The organism is Amycolatopsis sp. cmx-4-54 (assembly GCF_046548895.1).
GTDB lineage: Bacteria > Actinomycetota > Actinomycetes > Mycobacteriales > Pseudonocardiaceae > Amycolatopsis.
Genome location: NZ_JAEBEJ010000003.1, coordinates 355320 through 374441, shown reverse-complemented (window position 1 = coordinate 374441; position 19122 = coordinate 355320). Strand labels below are relative to the sequence as shown.

Sequence of the window (19122 nt, the reverse complement as noted above, 5' to 3'; positions counted from 1 at the left end):
TAGACAACTTGTCAATAAGGCCGCTTTTTCCGCACCGCCCGGCCAAGAGTCCACACCGTGTCGATCACGAGGACGAAGGTCCAGATCCGGCCGATGTTCAACAGCCAGTGACCGCTGGAGTTCCAATACCACTCGGCGGGGTGAGGGCCGCCGAAGAACGCTTCGACGGGCCAGCTGTAGCCGGCGAGCGCCAGCGCTGCCTGCGCGAGGACGTACACCGCGACATGGATCGCCCAGTTCAGAAGCGGGTTCGCGCGCTTGTTCGGCTCCCGCGTCACCGATTCGGCCGCTTGCGAACTCTCCACGACCGTGCGGGTGACCGGACTTTCCTTTTGTGACACCGTTTTTCGTGGTTCCACGGGAAACTCCGCAACTCCGACACGCCGTACGGCGCCACGAACCACGAATGATCCGACGAGCAAAAGCGCCGCCGCGCCGAAGCACGCGACACGCCAGCCGGCGTCCGAGCCGTAGAGCTGACCCGCCACGAAGGTGCCGATCGTCGCTCCCAGTAGCGTCGCGCTCTCGTAGATCCCCATCGCCCGACCGAGACTGAGCCCGGCCGCCTCGGCGACCACCGCCTGTTCCACCGGGATGGCCGCCGCGAACGCCGCCGCGGACAGCACCCTCATGACCGCGAGCACCGCCGGACTCGGCGCGAACGACAACCCGGCGGCGAAGATCGCGCTCGCCACCATCGCCAGCGCGAGCACCCGCGTCCGGCCGACCTTGCTGACGAAGCCGTGCAGGTAGTCGGGCAGCAGGCTGTACACGATGAAGCCGGGGATGAACACCGCGGCGATCTCACCGAGCTGTAGCTGATGCCCGCGTTGCAGATGCATCAGGAGCAACAGGGCGACCCCGGCCTCGGCCATCGCGGTCAACGCGACGAGCGCGAGCATCGGGCGCATCCGCTTTCCCAGTTGCAGAAGCCGCGGCGCGCCTTCTTCGCGGATGGGCGTGGACTTCGCGTTCAGCAGGACCACCGCGGCCACCGCGCAGGCCGCCGCGCCGAGCCAGAACACACCCCGGTAGTCGATCCAGGCGATGGCGCTCAGTGCGACCACGAAGGCGATCCACGTCCCGCCACCCTCGGCCGCGAACAACTTGCTGAACGCGCCGTCGTCCCTCGCGAGCCCTTCCCCCACGCGGGCCCGCAACGCGACCCAGAACAGCGCGCCGCCCGCGCCGCCGAGAACCGCGGCCAGATAGGCGACCCCGATGCCCGGCTTCACCGCGTAGACCACAAAGGACAGTCCATAGAGGACCGCTCCAGTGGCCGCGATCCGGCCCCGGTCGAACCGGTCCGCGAGCGCACCCGCGATCGGCCGGACCACGAACGACACCAGCGTCTCCAGCGCCGTCAGCGCCCCGACCTCGGCGGCCGACGCGCCGAGCTGACTCCCCACCCACAACGGCAGGAGGAAATCGAGAACCTCCGCCGGACCTTTGGTCAGCGCGGCGGCGAGCTGGTTCTCCTCCGCCCTTCGTTTCTGCGCTACTTCGTCCACCCCGGTACCCCCTGTTCAGATACGACTGTATTCTAAAGAGGGTCGGTCCGGCAAGAAGTCCCCCGTCGACCGCCCCGCGTTTAGTCGACTACTTGCGGCCGACCCCCCGGCGGCGTGTTGCGAACGCCACTTTCGCAACGTTGAAGGTTGCGAAAGTGGCTTTCGCAACGCCCGACTCGGGTCACGAAGGGCGAATCAGCCGACGAAGAGGAGGATGCGTCCGTGCCGAAGATCGTGGACCGCGCCGAACGCCGCCGCGAGATCGCCGGCGCCCTCCTGCGCATCGTCGCGCGCGAAGGCGTCGAGGCCGTCAGTGTGCGCTCGGTCGCCGTCGAAGCCGGGGTGTCCGCGGGCGCGGTACAGAAGTACTTCTCCACCAAGGAAGACCTGTTCCGCTTCGCCCTCGACATGACGAGCGAGTTCCTCGAACAGCGCTGGAAGACCCTCGATCAGTCCGGCAACCTGCTCGACCTTCTGCTGCGTTTGCTGGTCGAGGCGATGCCCCTCGACGAACAGCGCCGCGCGGAGGTCATCGTCATCAACGCCTTCACCGCCCGCGCCGCCGTCCGGCCGTCGTGGGCCGAGTTCATCCGCACCGGCTACGACGAACTCGCGGAGATCACGACCCAGTACCTCTCGGAAGCGCAGACCGCCGGCCACGTCCGCGACGACCTCGCGGCCTCCGACTTGGCCGACGCCGTCCTCGCCCTGACCGACGGCTTCGCGAACCGGATGCTCACCTCCGCCGACCCGGCCACCCTCCTCCCTTCCCTCGAAACCTCCGTCCGCACGCTCCTGAAGCAGCATTAGTTACATCTAAAGGTAAACTTCGCTGCATGAGGACGGCCGATGCTCTGCGACTGCTCAGTGCGTTCACCAGCGCTCAGTGGGGCATGGTCACGTCTCGGCAAGCCAAGGGCGCCGGGGTCGACGGCGTCACGCTGCATCGCTTGGAGAAAGCCGGCCACCTCGATCGTGTCCGTCACGGTGTCTACGCGGCCACGATCGCCGTGGTGACCGAAGCCCGCGAGGAGCAGGCGGCCTGGCTGATGCTCGACCCCGCCGAGCCCGCGTGGAAACGGACTTCACTCGATCCGAACGGCGGGGTGATCTCCCACGAGTCGGCCGCCCGGTTGCACGGGCTCGGCGAACTCGTCGACGATCGGATAGTCCTGACCACCCCACGCCGTCGTACCAGCCGAGATCGCGACGTGCGCTTCAGGATCGCCGGACTCCTCGAAGACGACGTGACGACGATCGACGGACTTCCCGTGACCACGGCATCGCGCACCATCCTCGATCTGCTGGATCAGCACACGGATGGCAGCCATATCGCCACGATCATTCAAGAGGCGGTGGAGGCAGGCTTCATTCGCCTAGATGTCTTGGCAGAGCGCATCGGCCCCTATGCCTTGCGTTATGGCGTCCGTCGCCCCGGAGACGGCGAAGCGTTGCTCGATCGGCTACTCGCCGAGATCGGCGGCTCGATCGCACATCTCGCCCAACGTCCGGCTCCGCCGCGGCCCTAGACCTTGCGTGGCGGCAAATCGAGACCGCGACACCTTCTCCATCGAGTTCGTACGGTCGCACGACGATGGAGGAATGCCCTCGCAGCGCCCGAGAACACCGCGCGGTTATCTCGATTCCCAGAAGAGCAGAGCGAAGAACAGTGCGGAACGGACTGGCGCTTCCGCCGGCGAACTACTGCAGTTGCGTTTCCATCGACGTCTGATCGCCCGGGTCTTCCATGGCGACGACGCCGCGAACCGGGTGCTGAAAGGCGGCCAAGCCCTGCTCGTCCGTTGGCCCTCGGCGCGCTACTCGACCGACATCGACCTGCTCTCCGCGGAGGACACGACCGACGTCGCGGTCGGCGCGCTCAAAACGGCGGCCGCGCTGCGTCTCGACGATCACCTCTGGTTCTCCCACCTCGGCACCTCCGACCAAACGCATGTCGAACGCCCGACCCGCAAGGTGTCGTTCATGGCGATGTTCGAAAACGCCCCGCTCGATCACCGGGTCCGCGTAGACGTCGTCGCCTCCGAGCACCCGCCACGCGGACTCATCACCACCGAGCCGCTCGCGCCTCCGTTCGCCAGTGATTGCACCCCTTGGCCGGAAGCCCGGATGTTCCCGATCGAAGACCACGTCGCCGAGAAGATCTGCGCGATATACGAGCGTCATCGCATCGGCGGCCATCCGTCGAGCCGCTACAAGGATCTCGTCGACCTCGCCCTGTTCGCGCTGAAGTCGCCCCTGCCGGGCAGGGAGACCCACGAGATCCTGCACGACGAGATCGCCCGCCGCCGGAGACGCGGGATGACGGTGGTTCCACCCGCCAGGTTCGAGGCCCCCGATCCTCGTTCTTGGAAGGGCGGCTATCGCAAAGCCGCCCAAGGCGTCCGCGCCCTGCCCGCCGAATTCCGGACACTCGAAGGTGTGCGTGACCTCGCGGACGCCTTCGTCACCCCGCTTCTGCGGGCGACTCCCCCGACAGGGCGGTGGATCCCCGGAGAACGAACCTGGGGATGACGCCGGTGTCCATCGATCGGTGGACACCCGGGTTCAGTCCAGCGGACGTCCCGCGACCCAGCTCCCGCACAGCACGATCGGGGTATGAGAACGGCAGTGAGAGTGCGCGGTCTGCGCAAGGAGTACCCGGGCCACACGGCCGTCGGGGGGATCGATCTCGACATCGAGCAGGGCGAGGTATTCGCGCTGCTCGGCCCCAACGGGGCGGGCAAGACGACGACGGTCGAGATCCTGGAGGGCCACCGCGAACGGACCGAAGGCGAGGTCGACGTGCTCGGCGAGGATCCCGGCACGGCGGGCCGGGCTTGGCGGGCGCGGCTCGGGATCGTGTTGCAGACGGCCAACGACGCCGCCGAGCTCACCGTCGCCGAGACGGTCCGGCATTTCTCCCGCTACTACCCGGATCCCCGTGACACCGACGAAGTGATCGAGCAGGTCGGCCTGACAGAGAAGGCGGGTGCCCGCGTCAAGAGCCTTTCCGGCGGGCAACGGCGTCGGGTGGACGTCGCGCTCGGGATCATCGGGCGGCCCGAGCTGGTGTTCCTCGACGAGCCCACGACCGGGTTCGATCCGGCGGCCCGGCGCCAGTTCTGGGAGCTGATCAGGAGTCTCGCTCGCGAAGGCACCACGATCCTGCTCACCACCCATTATCTCGACGAGGCCGAGGCGCTGGCCGACCGCGTCGCGGTCATCACTCGCGGGGAGATCGTCGCCGAAGGGACGCCGCAGACGCTCGGCGGCCGCGCCACCGCGGAAGCCACCGTTCGCTGGGCCGATGAGCGTGGCAGTCACCAGGAGCGCACCCATTTCCCGGCCAAGCTGATCCGCGAGCTCTCCGCCGACGGCCGCGAGCCGTCGGAGCTGACCGTCCACCGCCCCACCCTCGAAGAGACCTACCTCGACCTGATCGGAGAAGCCCGATGAGCACGGTGGCCCTTCCGGGCACCTTCTCGCTCGGCCTCGTCCGGGGCGCCGCGGAGATCAAACAGTTCTTCCGCATCCGGGAGCAGGTGATCTTCACCTTCGCGTTCCCGTCGCTGCTGATGATCCTGCTCGGCTCGATGCTGAACTCGTCGATGCCCGGCGTGGCGATCACCACCGGTCAGGTGCTGGCCGCGGGCATGATCGGCTCCGGCATCGTCTCGACGTCCTTCACCAGCATCGGGATCAACCTCGCGTCCGATCGCGAGCTCGGCGCGTTGAAAAGGCTGCGCGGCACGCCGATGCCCGCGGCGTCCTACTTCGTCGGCAAGATCATCCTGGTCGGCTTCACCAGCATCGCGCAGGTGGTGCTGATGTCGATCGTGGGCAGCCTGCTGTTCGATCTGGACCTGCCCACCGACCCGGCGAAACTGCTGACCGCGCTGTGGGTCTTCCTCCTCGGCATCACCAGCTGCACGTTGCTGGGTATCGCGCTCGGCTCCGTCACCAGGACGGTCAGCGGCGCGGTCGCGGTGACCAACCTGATCTACATCGCGCTGCAGTTCGTCTCCGGGGTGTTCGTGACGCCGATCACCGCTCTGCCGAAGGTTATGGTCGACATCGCTTCGTTCTTCCCGGTGAAGTGGATCTGCCAGGGCTTTCGCTCGGTGTTCCTGCCGGCCGAAGCCGCGACCCAGGAAATGGCGGGGACATGGGAACTTCCGATGGTGGCACTGGTGCTGACGACGTGGTGCGCCGCGGGACTGCTGCTGGCGAAGCTGACGTTCCGCTGGTCGAACGAGGGCAGGTGAACGCCTGGGAGCGGTTCTACTGGCTCTGGGAAGTCCTGTTCGGGGTCACCTTCGTCGCGACGACGGCCTTGGTACTCCTCGAAGACGGGACGACGACGGGCAAGACGATCGCGCTCCTGTGCCTGGCCGGGCTCGGCGTGACCTACCTGGTCCGAGGACGCCGCCTCATCAAAGGTCCGGATTACGACCACACGCCGTGGTTGTTCGCCGGCGTGATGATGCTCTTCACGCTGGGGGCCGTGTTCGCCTCGGGCAACTCGAGCTTCGTCCTCTTCCTGGTCTGCCCCGTGCTGTACATGACGATGCCGACGAAGGCCGCGTCGATCCTCACCACGGCGGCGGTGCTGTCGACCCCGGCTTCCCTGCTCGTGCGGGGCGGCCTCGACGAACAGCCGGTCCTGCTGCCGATGACCGCGATCCTGATCATCTTCAGCCTCCTCGCCGGCCGCTACACCACCCAGATCATCCAGCAGAGCAAGAGCAGGGCCGCGTTGATCGACCAGCTGAAAGCCAGTCAGGCGGAGGTTTCCCGGCTCTCGCGGGAGGCGGGGACGGCCGCCGAACGCGAGCGCATGGCCCGCGAGATCCACGACACGCTCGCGCAGGGCTTCACCAGTATCGTCACGCTCACCCAGGCGATCGAGTCCGAAATGGACACCGATCCGAAGGCGGCCCGCCGTCACCTGGAGCTCGCCGCCCGGACGGCGCGGGAGAACCTGGCGGAGGCGCGGGCGATGGTCGCGGCACAGGGGCCGACGGCGCTCGCCGCCGCCTCGCTGGAGGAAGCGTTGCGCCGTCAGGTGGAACGGCTGACCGAGGAGACCGGTATCGAAGCGTCGGTCGACGTCGACGGCCCGCTGCCCGCGCTCCCGATGGCCACCGAAGTCGTCCTGCTGCGAGGAGCGCAGGAGGCGCTGAGCAATATCCGCAAGCATTCCCGCGCCAGCGCGGTCTCACTGCGTCTGTCCGTTGTGGACGGACAAGTCCGCCTCGCCGTGACCGACGACGGCAGGGGATTCGACCCCGCCGCGCCCACCGGCGGCTTCGGCCTGGCGGGGATGCGGACGCGCACCGATCAGGTCGGTGGCATCGTGACACTCAAGAGCGAACCCGGTGCGGGGACGACGCTGGAACTGGAGGTGCCCGCGTGATCACGATCATGCTGGTCGACGATCACCCCGTGGTGCGGGAGGGCCTGCGCGGCATGCTGGAGGCCGAGCCGGACCTGAGCGTCATCGGGGAAGCGGGCTCCGGCGACGAGGCCGTCGCGCTGAGCCGGGTCAAGCAGCCGGACGTGATCCTGATGGACCTGCGGATGCCCGGTCTCGACGGCGTCGGCGCGACGCGGAAGATCCTCGCCGACCGACCTGGTCAACGGGTCGTCGTGCTCACCACCTACGAGACGGACGCGGACATCCTGCGCGCGGTCGAAGCGGGCGCCTCCGGCTACCTGCTGAAGGACGCTTCGCGCGCGGAGCTCGCCGGTGCGATCCGTGCGGCGTCACGCGGCGAAACGGTGTTGGCGCCTTCGGTGGCCGGGAAACTCGTGAACCGCGTGCGCAACCCGACGACATCGCCGTTGTCGGCGCGCGAGATCGAAGTACTCCGGCTGGTGGCACGGGGAAGCACGAACGCCGACATCGGCCGGGCGCTCCACATCAGCGAGGCGACCGTCAAGACCCATCTGCTGCGCACGTTCGGCAAACTGGACGTTTCGGACCGCACGGCCGCTGTGACCACCGCTATGCGACTGGGCCTGCTCGGGTAGGCAGAATGCGTCCCATGCTTGCCTCGACCGAATTGGCGCTGCTACGCCGCCTCGCGCACGAGCAATCCTCGTGCCGCGCCCCGTCCATCGTCGCCGCCGTCGTCCGTGACGGCGAACTCGCCTGGTCCGGAGGGCGCGGACGCGTCGACGGCGAGACACCCGGCGCCGACACGCAGTACCGGCTCGGCTCGATCACCAAGACACTCGTCGCGACGGCCGTCATGCGACTGCGCGACGAAGGCAAGCTCGACCTCAACGACCCGCTGGAGCAGCACCTGCCGGGCACCGCGTTCGGCTCGGCCACCATCGCGCAGCTGCTGTCGCACACCTCGGGCCTGACCGCGGAATCCCCGGGCTCGTGGTGGGAGCGCACGGTCGGCGCCGACTGGAACGCGCTGGTCGAGAGCCTCAAGGACGGCGCGACGCGGCTGCGGCCGGGCAGCAGGTTCCACTACAGCAACGTCGGCTACGGCGTGCTCGGCGAACTGGTCGCCCGGCACCGGGGGCAGCCTTGGCTCGACGTCGTCCGTGCCGAGATCCTCGGCCCGCTCGGCATGACCCGGACGTCGCCGCATCCCGAAGGCGCGCACGCGAGCGGATTCGCGGTGCACCCCTTCGCCGATCTCCTCATGCCGGAGCCGTCACCGGACGCGGGCGCGATGGCACCCGCCGGACAGCTGTGGTCGACGATCACCGACCTCGCCCGCTGGACGTCGTTCCTCGGCGGCCACACCGGTGGCGTGCTCAGCGAGCAGACCGTCGCGGAGATGCGCGAAATGGTCACCGTGGACGACGGCGACGCCTGGACCACCGGGTTCGGTCTCGGTGTCATGCTGGTCCGCACCGAAGGCAGGCGGCTGGCCGGGCACACCGGGTCGATGCCGGGGTTCCTCGCCTGTTCGCTGGTCGACGCGAACGCCGGCATCGGCGCGCTGGTGCTGACGAACTCGACGGCGGGTGTCGGCATCACTCAGCTCTGCCTCGACCTGATGAAGCTGACCGAGCAGCACGAGCCGTCCATGCCCGCCGAGTGGCAACCGTCCACTGTGGATCCGAAGCTGCTGGAACTGACGGGGCTGTGGCACTGGGGCCCGACGCCGTACCACCTGCGGCTGCTCCCCGGCGGCCTGTTCTCCCTCGCGCCGATCGACGGACCCGGCCGCGCGTCACGGTTCGCGCCCGTGGGCGAGGACACCTGGGTCGGCCTCGACGCCTACTACGCGGGCGAAACGCTGCGGGTCGGTCGGGACTCGGCGGGCAAGCCGAACCACCTCGACCTCGCGACGTTCATCTTCTCGCGGACCCCGTTCGACCCGGCCGCGCCCATCCCGGGCGGTGTCGACCCCGAGGGCTGGCGTTAACGGAAGCGGAAGGCGGCGGTCGTGAACTCGCGGCCGCCGTCCGCGCACACCAGGGCATCGCCGTAGTGGGCGTCGCCGACGACCCACATCCGGCGCGGACCGCGCAGCGACTCGGCGAGTTCGCCGGGACAGTCGTCGATGGCGAATTTCGCGGGGTCGCCGTCGAGGACGGCCCATCCGCGCGCGGTCTCGGCGTCCGGATCCAGCGTGGCGGTGGCGAGCGACCAGGGACCGAGTACGACGTCGAGGACACGTTCACGACGCCGGCACGTGTACCGCAGCGCCGCCCACCACTGGCGGGTCCTCGGCGAGGACCTCTCCCCAGGGAGGTCTCCGTGCATCCAGGACGGTAGGCCGGGAACGAACACGAGCACGAGCGCGCCCACGAAACCGACGATCGCGCCGATGGTGGCCGTGTCGTCCCAGTCGCGGAAGAGCCAGTGCCCGGCGAGCGCGAGGAGGTACAGGAGCAGGAAACCCCATCTGGGTCTCCACGGGTCGGGCATCAAGCGGCCGGGGTGTGCCCGACGGCGGCGCCGACGGCCGCGATGAACTTGCGGGCGATGCGCTTGCCCTCGCCCCAGTCGACGAAGCCGAATTTGAGGCTCGTCTGGATCGCCAGCCCGGAGCCCTCCGACGTCCGCTCGACCTTCACCGTGACCGTCTGTCCGTAACTGAAGAAGCCCAGCTTCGTCGATAAGGTGACGTAGCCCGCCGCCGCGTCGTAGAACGGGGTCTGGCCCTTGACCGCGTCGACCCCGTTGGGGAGGGCCTGCCACAACGCCTCGGGGGGCACGGGGAAACGTTCGTGCACTGTCGCCATGAGGCGAGAAGCTACCCGGCGGTCGCCGCCGGTGGGAGCCGGTCCGCGGATCCCACATGGCGGACACGCCGCACCGACTTTCAGCAGGCCCGTCCCGACCTGAGAGACTGGGCGCATGACCGACGCACCTGAGTTGACCCTCCCCGCGGACCTGAAGCCTGCCGATGGCCGCTTCGGCTGCGGACCGTCCAAGGTCCGTGACGAGCAGCTCGCCAACCTGGCGAAATCCGGTGCCACCTACCTCGGCACCTCGCACCGTCAAAAGCCGGTGAAGTCCCTCGTCGGCCGCGTGCGTGCGGGTCTGTCCGAATTGTTCTCCCTGCCCGAAGGCTATGAAGTGGTCCTCGGCAACGGCGGGACGACCGCATTCTGGGACGCCGCCGCGTTCGGGCTCGTGCGGGAACGTGCACAGCACTTCACCTACGGCGAGTTCTCCTCGAAGTTCGCCACGGTGACCAAGGGCGCCCCGTTCCTCGCCGACCCGATCGTCGTCAAGGCCGACCCGGGCAGCGCGCCCGAGATCGCCTACGAAGCCGGTGCCGACCTCGTCGGCTGGGCGCACAACGAGACCTCGACGGGTGTCGCGGTGCCAGTCCGTCGGCCCGAAGGCAGTGAAGGCGCGCTCGTCGCCATCGACGCCACCTCCGGCGCGGGCGGCCTGCCGGTCAAGGCCGAGGACTTCGACGTCTACTACTTCGCGCCCCAGAAGTCCTTCGCCTCCGACGGTGGCCTCTGGATCGCGCTGGCCTCGCCTGCCGCGGTCGAGCGCATCGGCGAGATCGGTGCGAGCGACCGCTGGATCCCCGAGTTCCTGTCGCTGACCACCGCGCTGGACAACTCCCGCAAGGACCAGACGTACAACACCCCGGCGGTGTCGACGCTGTTCCTGCTGGCCGACCAGATCGAGTGGATGAACTCGAACGGCGGCCTGGAATGGACGACGTCGCGCACCCGCGACTCGTCGACCCGGCTGTACGAGTGGGCCGAGAAGACCAGCTACACGACGCCGTTCGTCAGCGACCCGTCGCTGCGCTCGCACGTCGTCGGCACCGTCGACTTCGCCGACGAGGTGGACGCCGCCGCGGTGGCGAAGGTGCTGCGCGCCAACGGGATCGTCGACACCGAGCCGTACCGGAAGCTGGGCCGCAACCAGCTGCGCGTCGGCCTGTTCCCGGCCATCGACCCGGATGACATCACGAAGCTGACCCAGAGCATCGAGTACGTCGTCGAGCGCCTGGGCTGAGCTAGCTTTCCGTGAAGGCCTCCTTGAGGGACCCAGAGTCCCTCAAGGAGGCCTTCACGGATTTAAGCACCAGCAGTAGCCCGAGGCCGTACAGCACGTAGGACTCCGTCGCCAGCCACCAGCCGAAGCTCCCGGCGGGCCGCGGCGCGAGCCACATCGGCGCGATCACGAACAGCGCCACCGTCACGGCCGCGAGGGCGCAGGAAACGACCGACCGGGCCCAGAGCAGCAGCGCGAGGATCGGCACGCACCAGATCCAGTGGTGCGTCCAGGACACCGGGGACACCAGCAGCCCGCCGACGGCGCACGCCGTCAGCGCGAACACCGGCTCCGCGACGCGCACGATGACGAACGCGGTCAGCGCGACCACGGCGACCGAGGCCAGCACCCAGACAACGTCTTCCGCCGAGCCGAGCCCGAACCGCGCGAGCATCCCGCGCAGCGACTGGTTGCCGACGTAACCACGATCGCCGATCCGGCTCGTGTCGAAGAGGATGTTCGTCCAGAACTTCGCGGACGCGTCCGGCGCGGCCAGGAACATCAGCGCGCCCGCGCCGACGAACCCGGCCACGACCCGGGCAGCGGAGCGGAAGTCCTTGCGGAACAAGAAGAACAGGATGAAGAAGGCCGGGGTCAGCTTGATCGCCGCGGCGACGCCGATCAGCAGACCCTTCGTGCGGGCGCGGCCCGGCAGGAGCGCGTCGAGGACGACGATCAGCATCAGCAGCGTGTTGATCTGGCCGAAGCCGAGCGTCGAGCGGACCGGCTCCATGATGCCGCCGACGGCCTGTGCCCCGATCGCCGCCAGGACGGCGATGGCGCGGCCCCGGACGTTCGCACGATCGGTGAGCGAGCCGTTGAGCGTCGCCACGAAGACGTAGACGACGATGCCGCCCGCGATGATCGACGCGAGCCCGACCAGTCTCGTGGCCAGCGCGGCGGACAGCAGCGTGCCGGGCAGGAACACCGCGGCCGCGAACGGCGTGTAGGTGAAGGGCAGCCAGCCCCCGTGCGTCTGCACCCACGTGCCGTACGGGTCACCCGAGTCGACGAGCAGCCGCGCGCCGCCGACGTAGACCTCCAGGTCCTGGCCGTCGAAGACCTTGAGGGTGAACAGCACGCCGACCACGACGACTTCGAGCGCGATCAACGCCCCCGCGAGTTTCCGTCCCGACAATCCCACCAGCACCCGGCGAGATTACCCACCGCCACCCGGCGTTCAGTCCTCTGGATGCGGTGAACCACCGCATCCAGAGGACGAAACTCGAGCTAGGCGAGGGCTTGGGTGGGTGGGAGCCGCGCCGCGCGCATCGCCGGATAGGCACCGGCGACGGCACCGACCAGAGCCGAGACCCCGACCCCGCCGAGCAGGGCGCCGACCGGGAGCACCGCCGGCCAGCCCTGGCTGAGCGCGTACCCCGACGTCACCAGCACGCCCACCAGGACCCCGGCGATCCCGCCGAGCCCGGACAACAGCACCGACTCGGCCAGGAACTGACCTCTCACCTGCCGTTTCGTCGCCCCGAGCGCGCGACGCAGCCCGATCTCCCGGCGTCGTTCCAGCACCGAGATCACCATCGTGTTGGCCACGCCGACGCCGCCGACCAGCAGCGCCACCCCGCCGAGACCGAGGAACAGCGCGCTGTAGGTGTTCTCCGTCAGCTTCTGCGCCTCCAGCGCCTCCGACGGACGGCGCACCTCGACCTCGTTCGGCGCCTCCGGGTTCATCGTCTGCGCGAGCACCGAACGCACGTTCTCGACCTGCGCGTCCTTCGCCCGCAGGTACACGGTGGTCGGATGCCCCTCGAAGTCGAGGAGCCGCTTGGCGGCGTCCCAGCCGACCAGTACCGAGCGCTCGATCTCGGGCGCCAGCGGCGTCGGCCCGAGGATGCCGCCCACGGTGAACCACTTCCCGTCGACGAACACCTGCGGCGGCTTGGCCGGGTCGATGTGGTCGATCCCGAGCCGCGCGGCCGCGACCGAACCCAGCACGACGACCGGGTAGCCGCGAGTGGCGTCGCGGAGGAACTGCCCGTCGCGGACGGCACCGCCGATGACGTCGAGCAAGTCCGGGGTCGCCGCGTAGACCCCGAGGCCGGACGTCTCGTCCTTGTCGATCTTGTCCGTGCGCCGTACGGTCGCGCCGGTGGTCCCGGTCGCGGACGCCGCCGTCACCGGGGCGATCCGCTTCGCCATCGGCACCGCGCTGTCCGGCAGGGTCGCGTCGCCGCCGAACATCGTCTTCCCGGGCCCCGCGGTGAGCAGGTTGGTGCCGAGCGCGGACAACTGGTCTTGCAACGCCTTCGCACCCGACGCCGGGATCGCGAGCACGGCCACCATCGCCGCGATCCCGATCCCGATGCCGAGCGCGGACAGCACCGCCCGCATCGGCCGCGTCCGCATCCCGTGCGCGCCGAGGTTCAGCACGTCACGCGGGCCGAGCCTGGCCGGATTCGGCGTCGGCGTCTTGTCGGCGACGGGTGCGCTCACACCAGCACCCCCGTCCCGGTGTCGAGCCGGATCCGGCCGTCCCGCAGCTCGATCCGCCGCGGGATACCCGCCGCGATCTCCCGGTCGTGCGTGATGATCACGACCGTCGTCCCCTGCGAACTCAGCGTGGCGAGCAGGTTGAGGATCGCCGCGCCGTTGCCGGTGTCGAGGTTCCCGGTCGGCTCGTCGGCCAGCAGGATCGACGGCGAGTTGACGACCGCCCGCGCGATCGCCACCCGCTGCCGTTCCCCGCCGGAGAGCTCGTTCGGGAAATGGCCCGCCCGATGCGCGAGACCGACTCGGTCGAGCGCCGCCAGCGCGCGCTCGTGCCGTTTCCGCCGCGGCACCCCCGCGTACAGCAGCCCCGTCGCGACGTTGTCGACCGCGCTCACCCCCTCGCTGAGGAAGAACTGCTGGAACACGAACCCGATCCACCGTGACCGCAACGCGGAAAGCTTGCGGTCGGGCAGTTTCGCGACGTCGTGCCCGCGCAGTTCGATGACGCCGCTGGTCGGCCGGTCGAGCGTGCCCATCAGCTGCAGCAGCGTCGACTTGCCGGAGCCGGACGGACCGACGATGGCGACCATCTCCCTGTCCTCAATGGACAGTGACACCTCGTGCAAGGCCCGCACCCCACCGGGATAGGTGCGCGAGGCGCCGCGCACGTCCAGCACCGGGGTCATGAGGTCGTCACCACCCGCATCCCGGCGGCGAGGCCGGTACCGCTGATTTCGACGCGGCCACCAGAGAACAAACCCGTCTTCACCGCGATGAGGCGCCGATTTCCGCCTTCGTCGACCTCGACGGCGTATCCACCCTCGGCGAGCGCGAGCAGCGCTCCGACGGGAACCGCCAGCACTCCACTGTGGACTTCCTTGGTGAAGCGCACCGAAACGGGCGTCGAATCGAGTGACTCCGCCGCGGCCGGATCGTCCAGCTTGATCTTCACCTTGATCTTCGGCTTGCCGTCGTCCTGTCCGGCGCCGTCCTTGCCGGTTTCCGCGACCTTGCCGACTTCGGTGATCACACCGGTCGTGTTCTTGCCGCCGGTGATGTCGACCCCGACCTTGTCCCCTTCCTTCGCGATGGCCTGTTTGGCGGCGTCGAGCTTGACCTCGATGAGACGCTCGGTGCCGGTGTACTTCAGGAGTTCGCCGCCGCCGGGGCCGCCGAGCTGCGCGGCGACCTGCGAAACCCGGATCTCGCCGGGGGCGAGGACGACGTCGCCCTGCCCGAACGCACCGGTCTGCTCCAGGCCCAGCGACTTCTGCCACTTCTTGAGCGTGGCGGCGGTGGCCGAGGTGAATTTCTTGTCCGGGGTGCCGAAACCGCCGAAACCGAGTGCCTTCAGGTTCTCTTCCAGCTGCTTGACGTCCGGGCCGTCCGTGGCCCCGTCCGCGAGGTCACGGAAGAACGGCAGGGTGCCGTAGAACAGCGGCACCGGTTTGGCGTCGACGCCGTACACGGCCTTCCCCCGGGTGTACACCGCACCCGTGTCCGGCAGCGAGGTGACGGTGCCCTGTTTCCGGCCGGCGAGGGCGTTTTCCGCGCCGTAGCCCAGAGTTCCGTTCGCCTCTTCCTCCTCCTGCAGATCGGTCTTCTCGATTTTCGCGGTCTCGACCGGCGGCGGCGCCTGCCCGACCTGCTGGGCCTCCGACGTGACCCTGGTCAGCACGACCACGGACATCGTCCCGACCACGACGGCGAGAACCGCCGCGATGATGAACCAGCGCGCCCGGCGCGAACGCCGTGCGCCGCCGGGTCCTTCGTGTTCGCTCATTTCGCCGGAGCCGCCCTCATGGTCATGCCGAGACCGCAGGCCTTCGCCGCTTCTTCGAACTTCTTGGGGTCACCCGCGTCCATCGCGATGGCGGCGCCCTTGCCACTGGGATCGGGATCCGGGAAGTCGACGCCGTGCTCGCGCATGCATTTGGCTTCCTTGCGCATCTTGTCGAGCTCTTCCGGCGTGGGCGGCTTGATCTCGCCGCCGTTCGGCAGCAACTTCTTGCACGCGTCGCTCGCGGCGTTCATCTTCTTCTCGTCCGGCATGTCACGCGCGTCGAAGGTGACCGTGTCCTGCCCGCTGCCGTCGGGTTTGGGTTCGGGCATTTCGATCCCGTGCTCGCGCATGCATTTCCGGTAGTTGCGCATCTTGTCTTCGTCGGACACGTTGTCCGCCTGCTTCCCGTCACCCGCGGCGCCGGAGGCCGGCGGCGACGAGATCGAGGCGACCTTGTCGCCGCCGTCCCCGCCACCGCCACAGCCGGCCACCAGCGCGAGGACCGCTCCGGCGATCAGTGCCGCCATCGGTCGTTTCCGCATCGCTGCTCCTTCGGTCGTCTTGGCGCACCGATTTCTACGGAGCGGGCGATTCCGGCGCGGTAAGCGAAGTCGCTTATGCCGCGCTTACCGTCCCAGTCAGCGGAACAAAGATCCGACCTGTCTTCGGTCTTTACGGGTGAACTGAGCGTGGCTTCCTAGAGTCCCCGGCGTCCACACCTCAGCGAGGAGGGGCCCTGACGGCCCTCGTCATCGCGACCACCGCATTGGGCGTCGTACCCGCCGTGGAAGCCGCGCCACCCCCGTCCGACCACGCCTGGCACGCGAGTTCGGTCGGCTGAACCAGGCAGGGACGACCATCGAGCAAGGGCCCGGGTGTCGCGCAGGGCGAAGTGACGTTGCGAAAGCCACTTTCGCAACGCTCAACGTTGCGAAAGTGGCTTTCGCAACCCCCGGGCCGCACCCGTCGGCCGAGCGCGCTTATCCCGCGCTTACCCCCATCCGGGGCAGACTGGCCAGGTGAGAGTGCTGGTGGTGGAAGACGAGCGGCTGCTGGCGGACACGATCGCCGAGGGCCTGCGACGGTTCTCCATGGCCGTCGACGTCTGCTACGACGGCGCGCAGGCCCTGGACCGAGTCGGCGTGCACGGTTACGACGTCGTCGTACTCGACCGGGATCTCCCCCTCGTGCACGGAGACGAGGTCTGCGCCGCGGTGATCGGGACCGGCGGCGAGGCGCGGGTACTCATGCTGACGGCCGCGGCCGACGTCGACGACCGGGTCGCCGGCCTGGGCCTCGGCGCCGACGACTACCTGACGAAACCGTTCGCGTTCGCCGAACTCGTCGCGCGGGTGCAGGCGCTGTCGCGGCGCGCGCGGCCGGCGCTGCCGCCGGTGCTGGAGCGCGGCGGCGTGGTCCTCGACCTGCCCCGGCACCAGGCGTCGCGCGACGGCCGGTTTCTTCCCTTGTCCCCCAAGGAATTCGCGGTACTGGAGGTGCTCATGCGCGCCGAAGGGACCGTGGTCAGCGCGGAAGACCTGCTGGAGAAGGCGTGGGACGAACACGCCGACCCGTTCACGAACGCCGTCCGGGTGGCGATGATGACGTTGCGGCGCAAACTCGGTGAACCGCCGCTGATCGAGACCGTTCCCGGCGCCGGTTACCGGTTCGGATCGTGAAACCGCTCCGGCTCTCCGTCCGCACCAAGCTGACGGCGCTCTACGGCGGCGCGTTCCTGATCGTCGGGCTCGCCCTGCTCATCGTCAACTATCTGCTGGTGAGCTCGACCCTGCCGGATACGGCGGCGTTCGCGAGCGACGCCGCGGGCATCGCGGTCCAGCGCGCGTATCCGATGGACACGACGACGATCATGCCCGTGGAGCGCGCTCAAGCCACGCAACTGGTCGCGACCTCGATCACCGAGTACCGCTCGGACGTCCTCTCGACCCTGCTGTGGCAATCGCTGGTGGCGCTGGCGATCGCCGGCGCGCTCGCGGTGCTGCTCGGCTGGCTGATGGCGAGCCGGGTACTGCGGCCGTTGCACGCGATCACCTCGACCGCGCGGAAACTCGAGGTCGAAAACCTCGACCGGCGGATCGACCTCGACGGTCCCGACGACGAACTCAAGGAACTCGCCGACACCTTCGACGGCATGCTCGACCGGCTCGCCGTGTCGTTCGACAGCCAGAAGCGCTTCGTCGCCAACGCCTCCCACGAACTGCGGACCCCGCTCGCCGTCCAGCGCACGCTGGTCGAGGTGGCGATGGCCGACCCCGACGTGGGCCCCGAGGTCCGGAAACTCGGCGAACACCTGATCTACACCAACGAACGCAGCGAACGGATGATCGAAGGCCTGCTCGTGCTCGCCCGCAGCGACCGCGGCCTGGCCGCGCGCGGCCCCGTCCGGCTGGACGAGGTCACGGCGACGGTGATCCGGTCGGCGTCGGCCATGGCCGAGGACGCGGGCGTCACGGTGGAGTCGCGGCTGCGGCCGAGGACGGTGTCCGGCGATCCCGTGCTGCTGGAGCGGCTGGTCACGAACCTGGTGCACAACGCCATCACCTACAACCACAAGGGCGGCTGGGTCCACGTCGACCTCGGTGTCGATCCGGCGCTGGTGGTGCGCAACACCGGCCCGCAGGTGCCGCTGGACGCCGTGCCCGCGCTGTTCGAACCGTTCCGCCGCCTGTCGGGCGACCGCACCGGCGACTCCCGCAACGCTGGGCTCGGGCTGTCGATCGTCCGGTCCATCGCCAAGGCGCACGGCGGGACCGCGGGCGCGGAACCCGGCGGACGCGGCGGCGGACTGGTCGTTCGGGTGCGGCTGCCGTAGATTCCCCCGATCGTGACTGTGCGTGTCCGGCGCGTCACGCGGCGGGCCGACCGTCGCTCCCGCAGAATTCCCCTTGCCGTCCTGAACAAAATAGTAAGCAGGACACATGATATCGGCGCGCCTCACACGTCAAGGCGACGCGCCGTTTTAACGTGGACACCCACAAAGGTGAAGAATCGGGGAGGCGAGAATGCGAGCGCTACGGGTGGTCGGGCTGCACGAGGACGGTAAGTCCATCGTGTGCGAAGACCCGGCGAGCCGCACGCGCTTCCTGCTCCCCGCGGATGAGAGGTTGCGAGCGGCGGCGAGGGGTGACATCACCCGCCTCGGCCAGATCGAGATCGAGTTGGAGAGCCAAATGCGGCCACGCGAGATCCAGGCACGAATCCGGGCCGGTGAGTCCGTGGAGCAGGTCGCGAGCAGCGCCGGCGTCACCGTGCAGCGCGTGGAGCGGTTCGCGTACCCCGTCCTCCTCGAACGTTCCCGCACCGCCGAACTGGCCCAGCGGGCGCATCCGGTCCGTGAAGACGGCCCCGACGTCCAGACGCTCGGCGAGGTCGTGGCGCACTCCTTCGGGCAGCGCGGCCACGACTACAGCCAGGCGACCTGGGACTCCTGGCGAGGCGACGACGGCAAGTGGGTCGTCGTGCTGAGCTGGAAGGCGGGCCGCTCGGACAACCGCGCGCACTGGTCGTTCGCGCCCGGCGCGCACGGCGGCACCGTGCAAGCCCTCGACGAGAACGCCGAAGTCCTGCTCAACCCCAACGCCTACCGCGCCCCGCGCACGGTTCGGGCGCTGGACCCCGGCAAGGAAGCGGCCGTCCAGCCCACTCTTGATTCGGCCCCCGACGAGCCGGTCGCGAAGGTGATCGACGCGCCGATCGCGGAGCCCGAAGAAGAGGCCGAGCCACCACTTCCGGCTGACGAGCCGGAGGAAGTGGCCGAACCCGCTCCACGGGCGAAGGGGAAGAAGAACCACCCCATCGTCCCATCCTGGGAAGACGTCCTTCTGGGCGTCCGATCACAACGAGGTTGAATCCGCACGTAA

General features: G+C 69.0%; 20 protein-coding genes. 12 read left to right on the top strand and 8 right to left on the bottom strand.

From position 1 onward, the window contains the following. Positions 1-11: 11 nt before the first annotated feature. Positions 12-1511 carry an MFS transporter gene (locus ACLJQ7_RS12040; protein ID WP_410648266.1) on the bottom strand — a complete coding sequence of 500 codons (1500 nt, stop codon included), beginning with the start codon at positions 1509-1511 and terminating at the stop codon, positions 12-14. A gap of 222 nt (positions 1512-1733) precedes the next feature. Here ACLJQ7_RS12040 and ACLJQ7_RS12035 point away from each other — a divergent pair, with 222 nt between their 5' ends. The 8 genes from ACLJQ7_RS12035 to ACLJQ7_RS12000 all read left to right on the top strand — a co-directional run bounded on the left by ACLJQ7_RS12035 (position 1734) and on the right by ACLJQ7_RS12000 (position 8905). Then, positions 1734-2321, top strand: coding sequence for a TetR/AcrR family transcriptional regulator (locus ACLJQ7_RS12035; protein WP_410648265.1), 588 nt, complete (start codon positions 1734-1736; stop codon positions 2319-2321). A 26-nt stretch (positions 2322-2347) separates the two neighbouring features. Next, complete coding sequence (locus tag ACLJQ7_RS12030) at positions 2348-3040, top strand: type IV toxin-antitoxin system AbiEi family antitoxin domain-containing protein (RefSeq protein ID WP_410648264.1); 693 nt, start codon at positions 2348-2350, stop codon at positions 3038-3040. Between the two features lie 73 nt (positions 3041-3113). Continuing rightward, positions 3114-4043: a nucleotidyl transferase AbiEii/AbiGii toxin family protein gene (locus ACLJQ7_RS12025; protein ID WP_410648263.1), complete on the top strand. Its 930-nt coding sequence runs from the start codon at positions 3114-3116 to the stop codon at positions 4041-4043. Between the two features lie 84 nt (positions 4044-4127). Continuing rightward, entirely contained in the window at positions 4128-4967 is an 840-nt protein-coding gene (locus tag ACLJQ7_RS12020) for an ABC transporter ATP-binding protein (RefSeq protein ID WP_410648262.1), read from the top strand. Continuing rightward, entirely contained in the window at positions 4964-5776 is an 813-nt protein-coding gene (locus ACLJQ7_RS12015; RefSeq protein WP_410648261.1) for an ABC transporter permease, read from the top strand. The genes ACLJQ7_RS12020 and ACLJQ7_RS12015 overlap by 4 nt, the downstream gene beginning before the upstream one ends. Next, on the top strand, positions 5773-6927 hold the full coding sequence (locus ACLJQ7_RS12010) for a sensor histidine kinase (protein ID WP_410648260.1): 1155 nt from the start codon (positions 5773-5775) through the stop codon (positions 6925-6927). The genes ACLJQ7_RS12015 and ACLJQ7_RS12010 overlap by 4 nt, the downstream gene beginning before the upstream one ends. Further along, positions 6924-7544 carry a response regulator gene (locus ACLJQ7_RS12005; protein ID WP_410648259.1) on the top strand — a complete coding sequence of 207 codons (621 nt, stop codon included), beginning with the start codon at positions 6924-6926 and terminating at the stop codon, positions 7542-7544. The genes ACLJQ7_RS12010 and ACLJQ7_RS12005 overlap by 4 nt, the downstream gene beginning before the upstream one ends. Positions 7545-7558: 14 nt before the next feature. Then, a complete protein-coding gene (locus tag ACLJQ7_RS12000; protein ID WP_410648258.1) occupies positions 7559-8905 on the top strand; it encodes a serine hydrolase domain-containing protein in 1347 nt (448 codons plus the stop codon). Here ACLJQ7_RS12000 and ACLJQ7_RS11995 read toward each other — a convergent pair. Then, positions 8902-9411 (bottom strand): hypothetical protein, encoded by a 510-nt coding sequence (locus tag ACLJQ7_RS11995; protein ID WP_410648257.1) that lies wholly within the window; start codon positions 9409-9411, stop codon positions 8902-8904. The two genes, ACLJQ7_RS12000 and ACLJQ7_RS11995, sit on opposite strands and share 4 nt — an antisense overlap. Next, a complete protein-coding gene (locus tag ACLJQ7_RS11990; RefSeq protein WP_410648256.1) occupies positions 9411-9728 on the bottom strand; it encodes a hypothetical protein in 318 nt (105 codons plus the stop codon). The genes ACLJQ7_RS11995 and ACLJQ7_RS11990 overlap by 1 nt, the downstream gene beginning before the upstream one ends. Positions 9729-9843: 115 nt before the next feature. Here ACLJQ7_RS11990 and serC point away from each other — a divergent pair, with 115 nt between their 5' ends. Beyond that, complete coding sequence (gene serC, locus ACLJQ7_RS11985; RefSeq protein ID WP_410648255.1) at positions 9844-10971, top strand: phosphoserine transaminase; 1128 nt, start codon at positions 9844-9846, stop codon at positions 10969-10971. A gap of 1 nt (position 10972) precedes the next feature. On the opposite strand, the gene ACLJQ7_RS11980 is transcribed toward serC, so the two are convergent. The 5 genes from ACLJQ7_RS11980 to ACLJQ7_RS11960 form a co-directional block, all read right to left on the bottom strand. Next, positions 10973-12160: a glycosyltransferase 87 family protein gene (locus tag ACLJQ7_RS11980; protein WP_410648254.1), complete on the bottom strand. Its 1188-nt coding sequence runs from the start codon at positions 12158-12160 to the stop codon at positions 10973-10975. An 80-nt stretch (positions 12161-12240) separates the two neighbouring features. Next, complete coding sequence (locus tag ACLJQ7_RS11975; protein WP_410648253.1) at positions 12241-13461, bottom strand: ABC transporter permease; 1221 nt, start codon at positions 13459-13461, stop codon at positions 12241-12243. After that, on the bottom strand, positions 13458-14144 hold the full coding sequence (locus ACLJQ7_RS11970) for an ABC transporter ATP-binding protein (protein WP_034308470.1): 687 nt from the start codon (positions 14142-14144) through the stop codon (positions 13458-13460). The genes ACLJQ7_RS11975 and ACLJQ7_RS11970 overlap by 4 nt, the downstream gene beginning before the upstream one ends. Next, entirely contained in the window at positions 14141-15241 is a 1101-nt protein-coding gene (locus ACLJQ7_RS11965; RefSeq protein ID WP_410648252.1) for a peptidoglycan-binding protein, read from the bottom strand. Before ACLJQ7_RS11965 ends, ACLJQ7_RS11970 begins: the two co-directional genes overlap by 4 nt. Further along, positions 15238-15783, bottom strand: coding sequence for a hypothetical protein (locus ACLJQ7_RS11960; RefSeq protein WP_410648251.1), 546 nt, complete (start codon positions 15781-15783; stop codon positions 15238-15240). Before ACLJQ7_RS11960 ends, ACLJQ7_RS11965 begins: the two co-directional genes overlap by 4 nt. Before the next feature lie 477 nt (positions 15784-16260). Here ACLJQ7_RS11960 and ACLJQ7_RS11955 point away from each other — a divergent pair, with 477 nt between their 5' ends. The 3 genes from ACLJQ7_RS11955 (at position 16261) to sepH (ending at position 19110) form a co-directional block, all read left to right on the top strand. Next, entirely contained in the window at positions 16261-16920 is a 660-nt protein-coding gene (locus tag ACLJQ7_RS11955) for a response regulator transcription factor (protein WP_034308461.1), read from the top strand. Next, complete coding sequence (locus ACLJQ7_RS11950; RefSeq protein WP_410648250.1) at positions 16917-18074, top strand: ATP-binding protein; 1158 nt, start codon at positions 16917-16919, stop codon at positions 18072-18074. Before ACLJQ7_RS11955 ends, ACLJQ7_RS11950 begins: the two co-directional genes overlap by 4 nt. 190 nt (positions 18075-18264) lie before the next feature. Continuing rightward, positions 18265-19110: a septation protein SepH gene (gene sepH, locus ACLJQ7_RS11945; protein ID WP_410648249.1), complete on the top strand. Its 846-nt coding sequence runs from the start codon at positions 18265-18267 to the stop codon at positions 19108-19110. Positions 19111-19122 lie beyond the last annotated feature (12 nt).

Bases quoted from the DNA above. Each gene is read 5' to 3' on its own strand.
- ACLJQ7_RS12030 (WP_410648264.1), top strand. From the start codon at position 2,348: ATGAGGACGGCCGATGCTCTGCGACTGCTCAGTGCGTTCACCAGCGCT.
- ACLJQ7_RS12025 (WP_410648263.1), top strand. From the start codon at position 3,114: ATGCCCTCGCAGCGCCCGAGAACACCGCGCGGTTATCTCGATTCCCAG.
- ACLJQ7_RS12020 (WP_410648262.1), top strand. From the start codon at position 4,128: ATGAGAACGGCAGTGAGAGTGCGCGGTCTGCGCAAGGAGTACCCGGGC.
- ACLJQ7_RS12015 (WP_410648261.1), top strand. From the start codon at position 4,964: ATGAGCACGGTGGCCCTTCCGGGCACCTTCTCGCTCGGCCTCGTCCGG.
- ACLJQ7_RS12000 (WP_410648258.1), top strand. From the start codon at position 7,559: ATGCTTGCCTCGACCGAATTGGCGCTGCTACGCCGCCTCGCGCACGAG.
- ACLJQ7_RS11995 (WP_410648257.1), bottom strand. From the start codon at position 9,411: ATGCCCGACCCGTGGAGACCCAGATGGGGTTTCCTGCTCCTGTACCTC.
- ACLJQ7_RS11990 (WP_410648256.1), bottom strand. From the start codon at position 9,728: ATGGCGACAGTGCACGAACGTTTCCCCGTGCCCCCCGAGGCGTTGTGG.
- serC (WP_410648255.1), top strand. From the start codon at position 9,844: ATGACCGACGCACCTGAGTTGACCCTCCCCGCGGACCTGAAGCCTGCC.
- ACLJQ7_RS11970 (WP_034308470.1), bottom strand. From the start codon at position 14,144: ATGACCCCGGTGCTGGACGTGCGCGGCGCCTCGCGCACCTATCCCGGT.
- ACLJQ7_RS11965 (WP_410648252.1), bottom strand. From the start codon at position 15,241: ATGAGCGAACACGAAGGACCCGGCGGCGCACGGCGTTCGCGCCGGGCG.
- ACLJQ7_RS11960 (WP_410648251.1), bottom strand. From the start codon at position 15,783: ATGCGGAAACGACCGATGGCGGCACTGATCGCCGGAGCGGTCCTCGCG.
- sepH (WP_410648249.1), top strand. From the start codon at position 18,265: ATGCGAGCGCTACGGGTGGTCGGGCTGCACGAGGACGGTAAGTCCATC.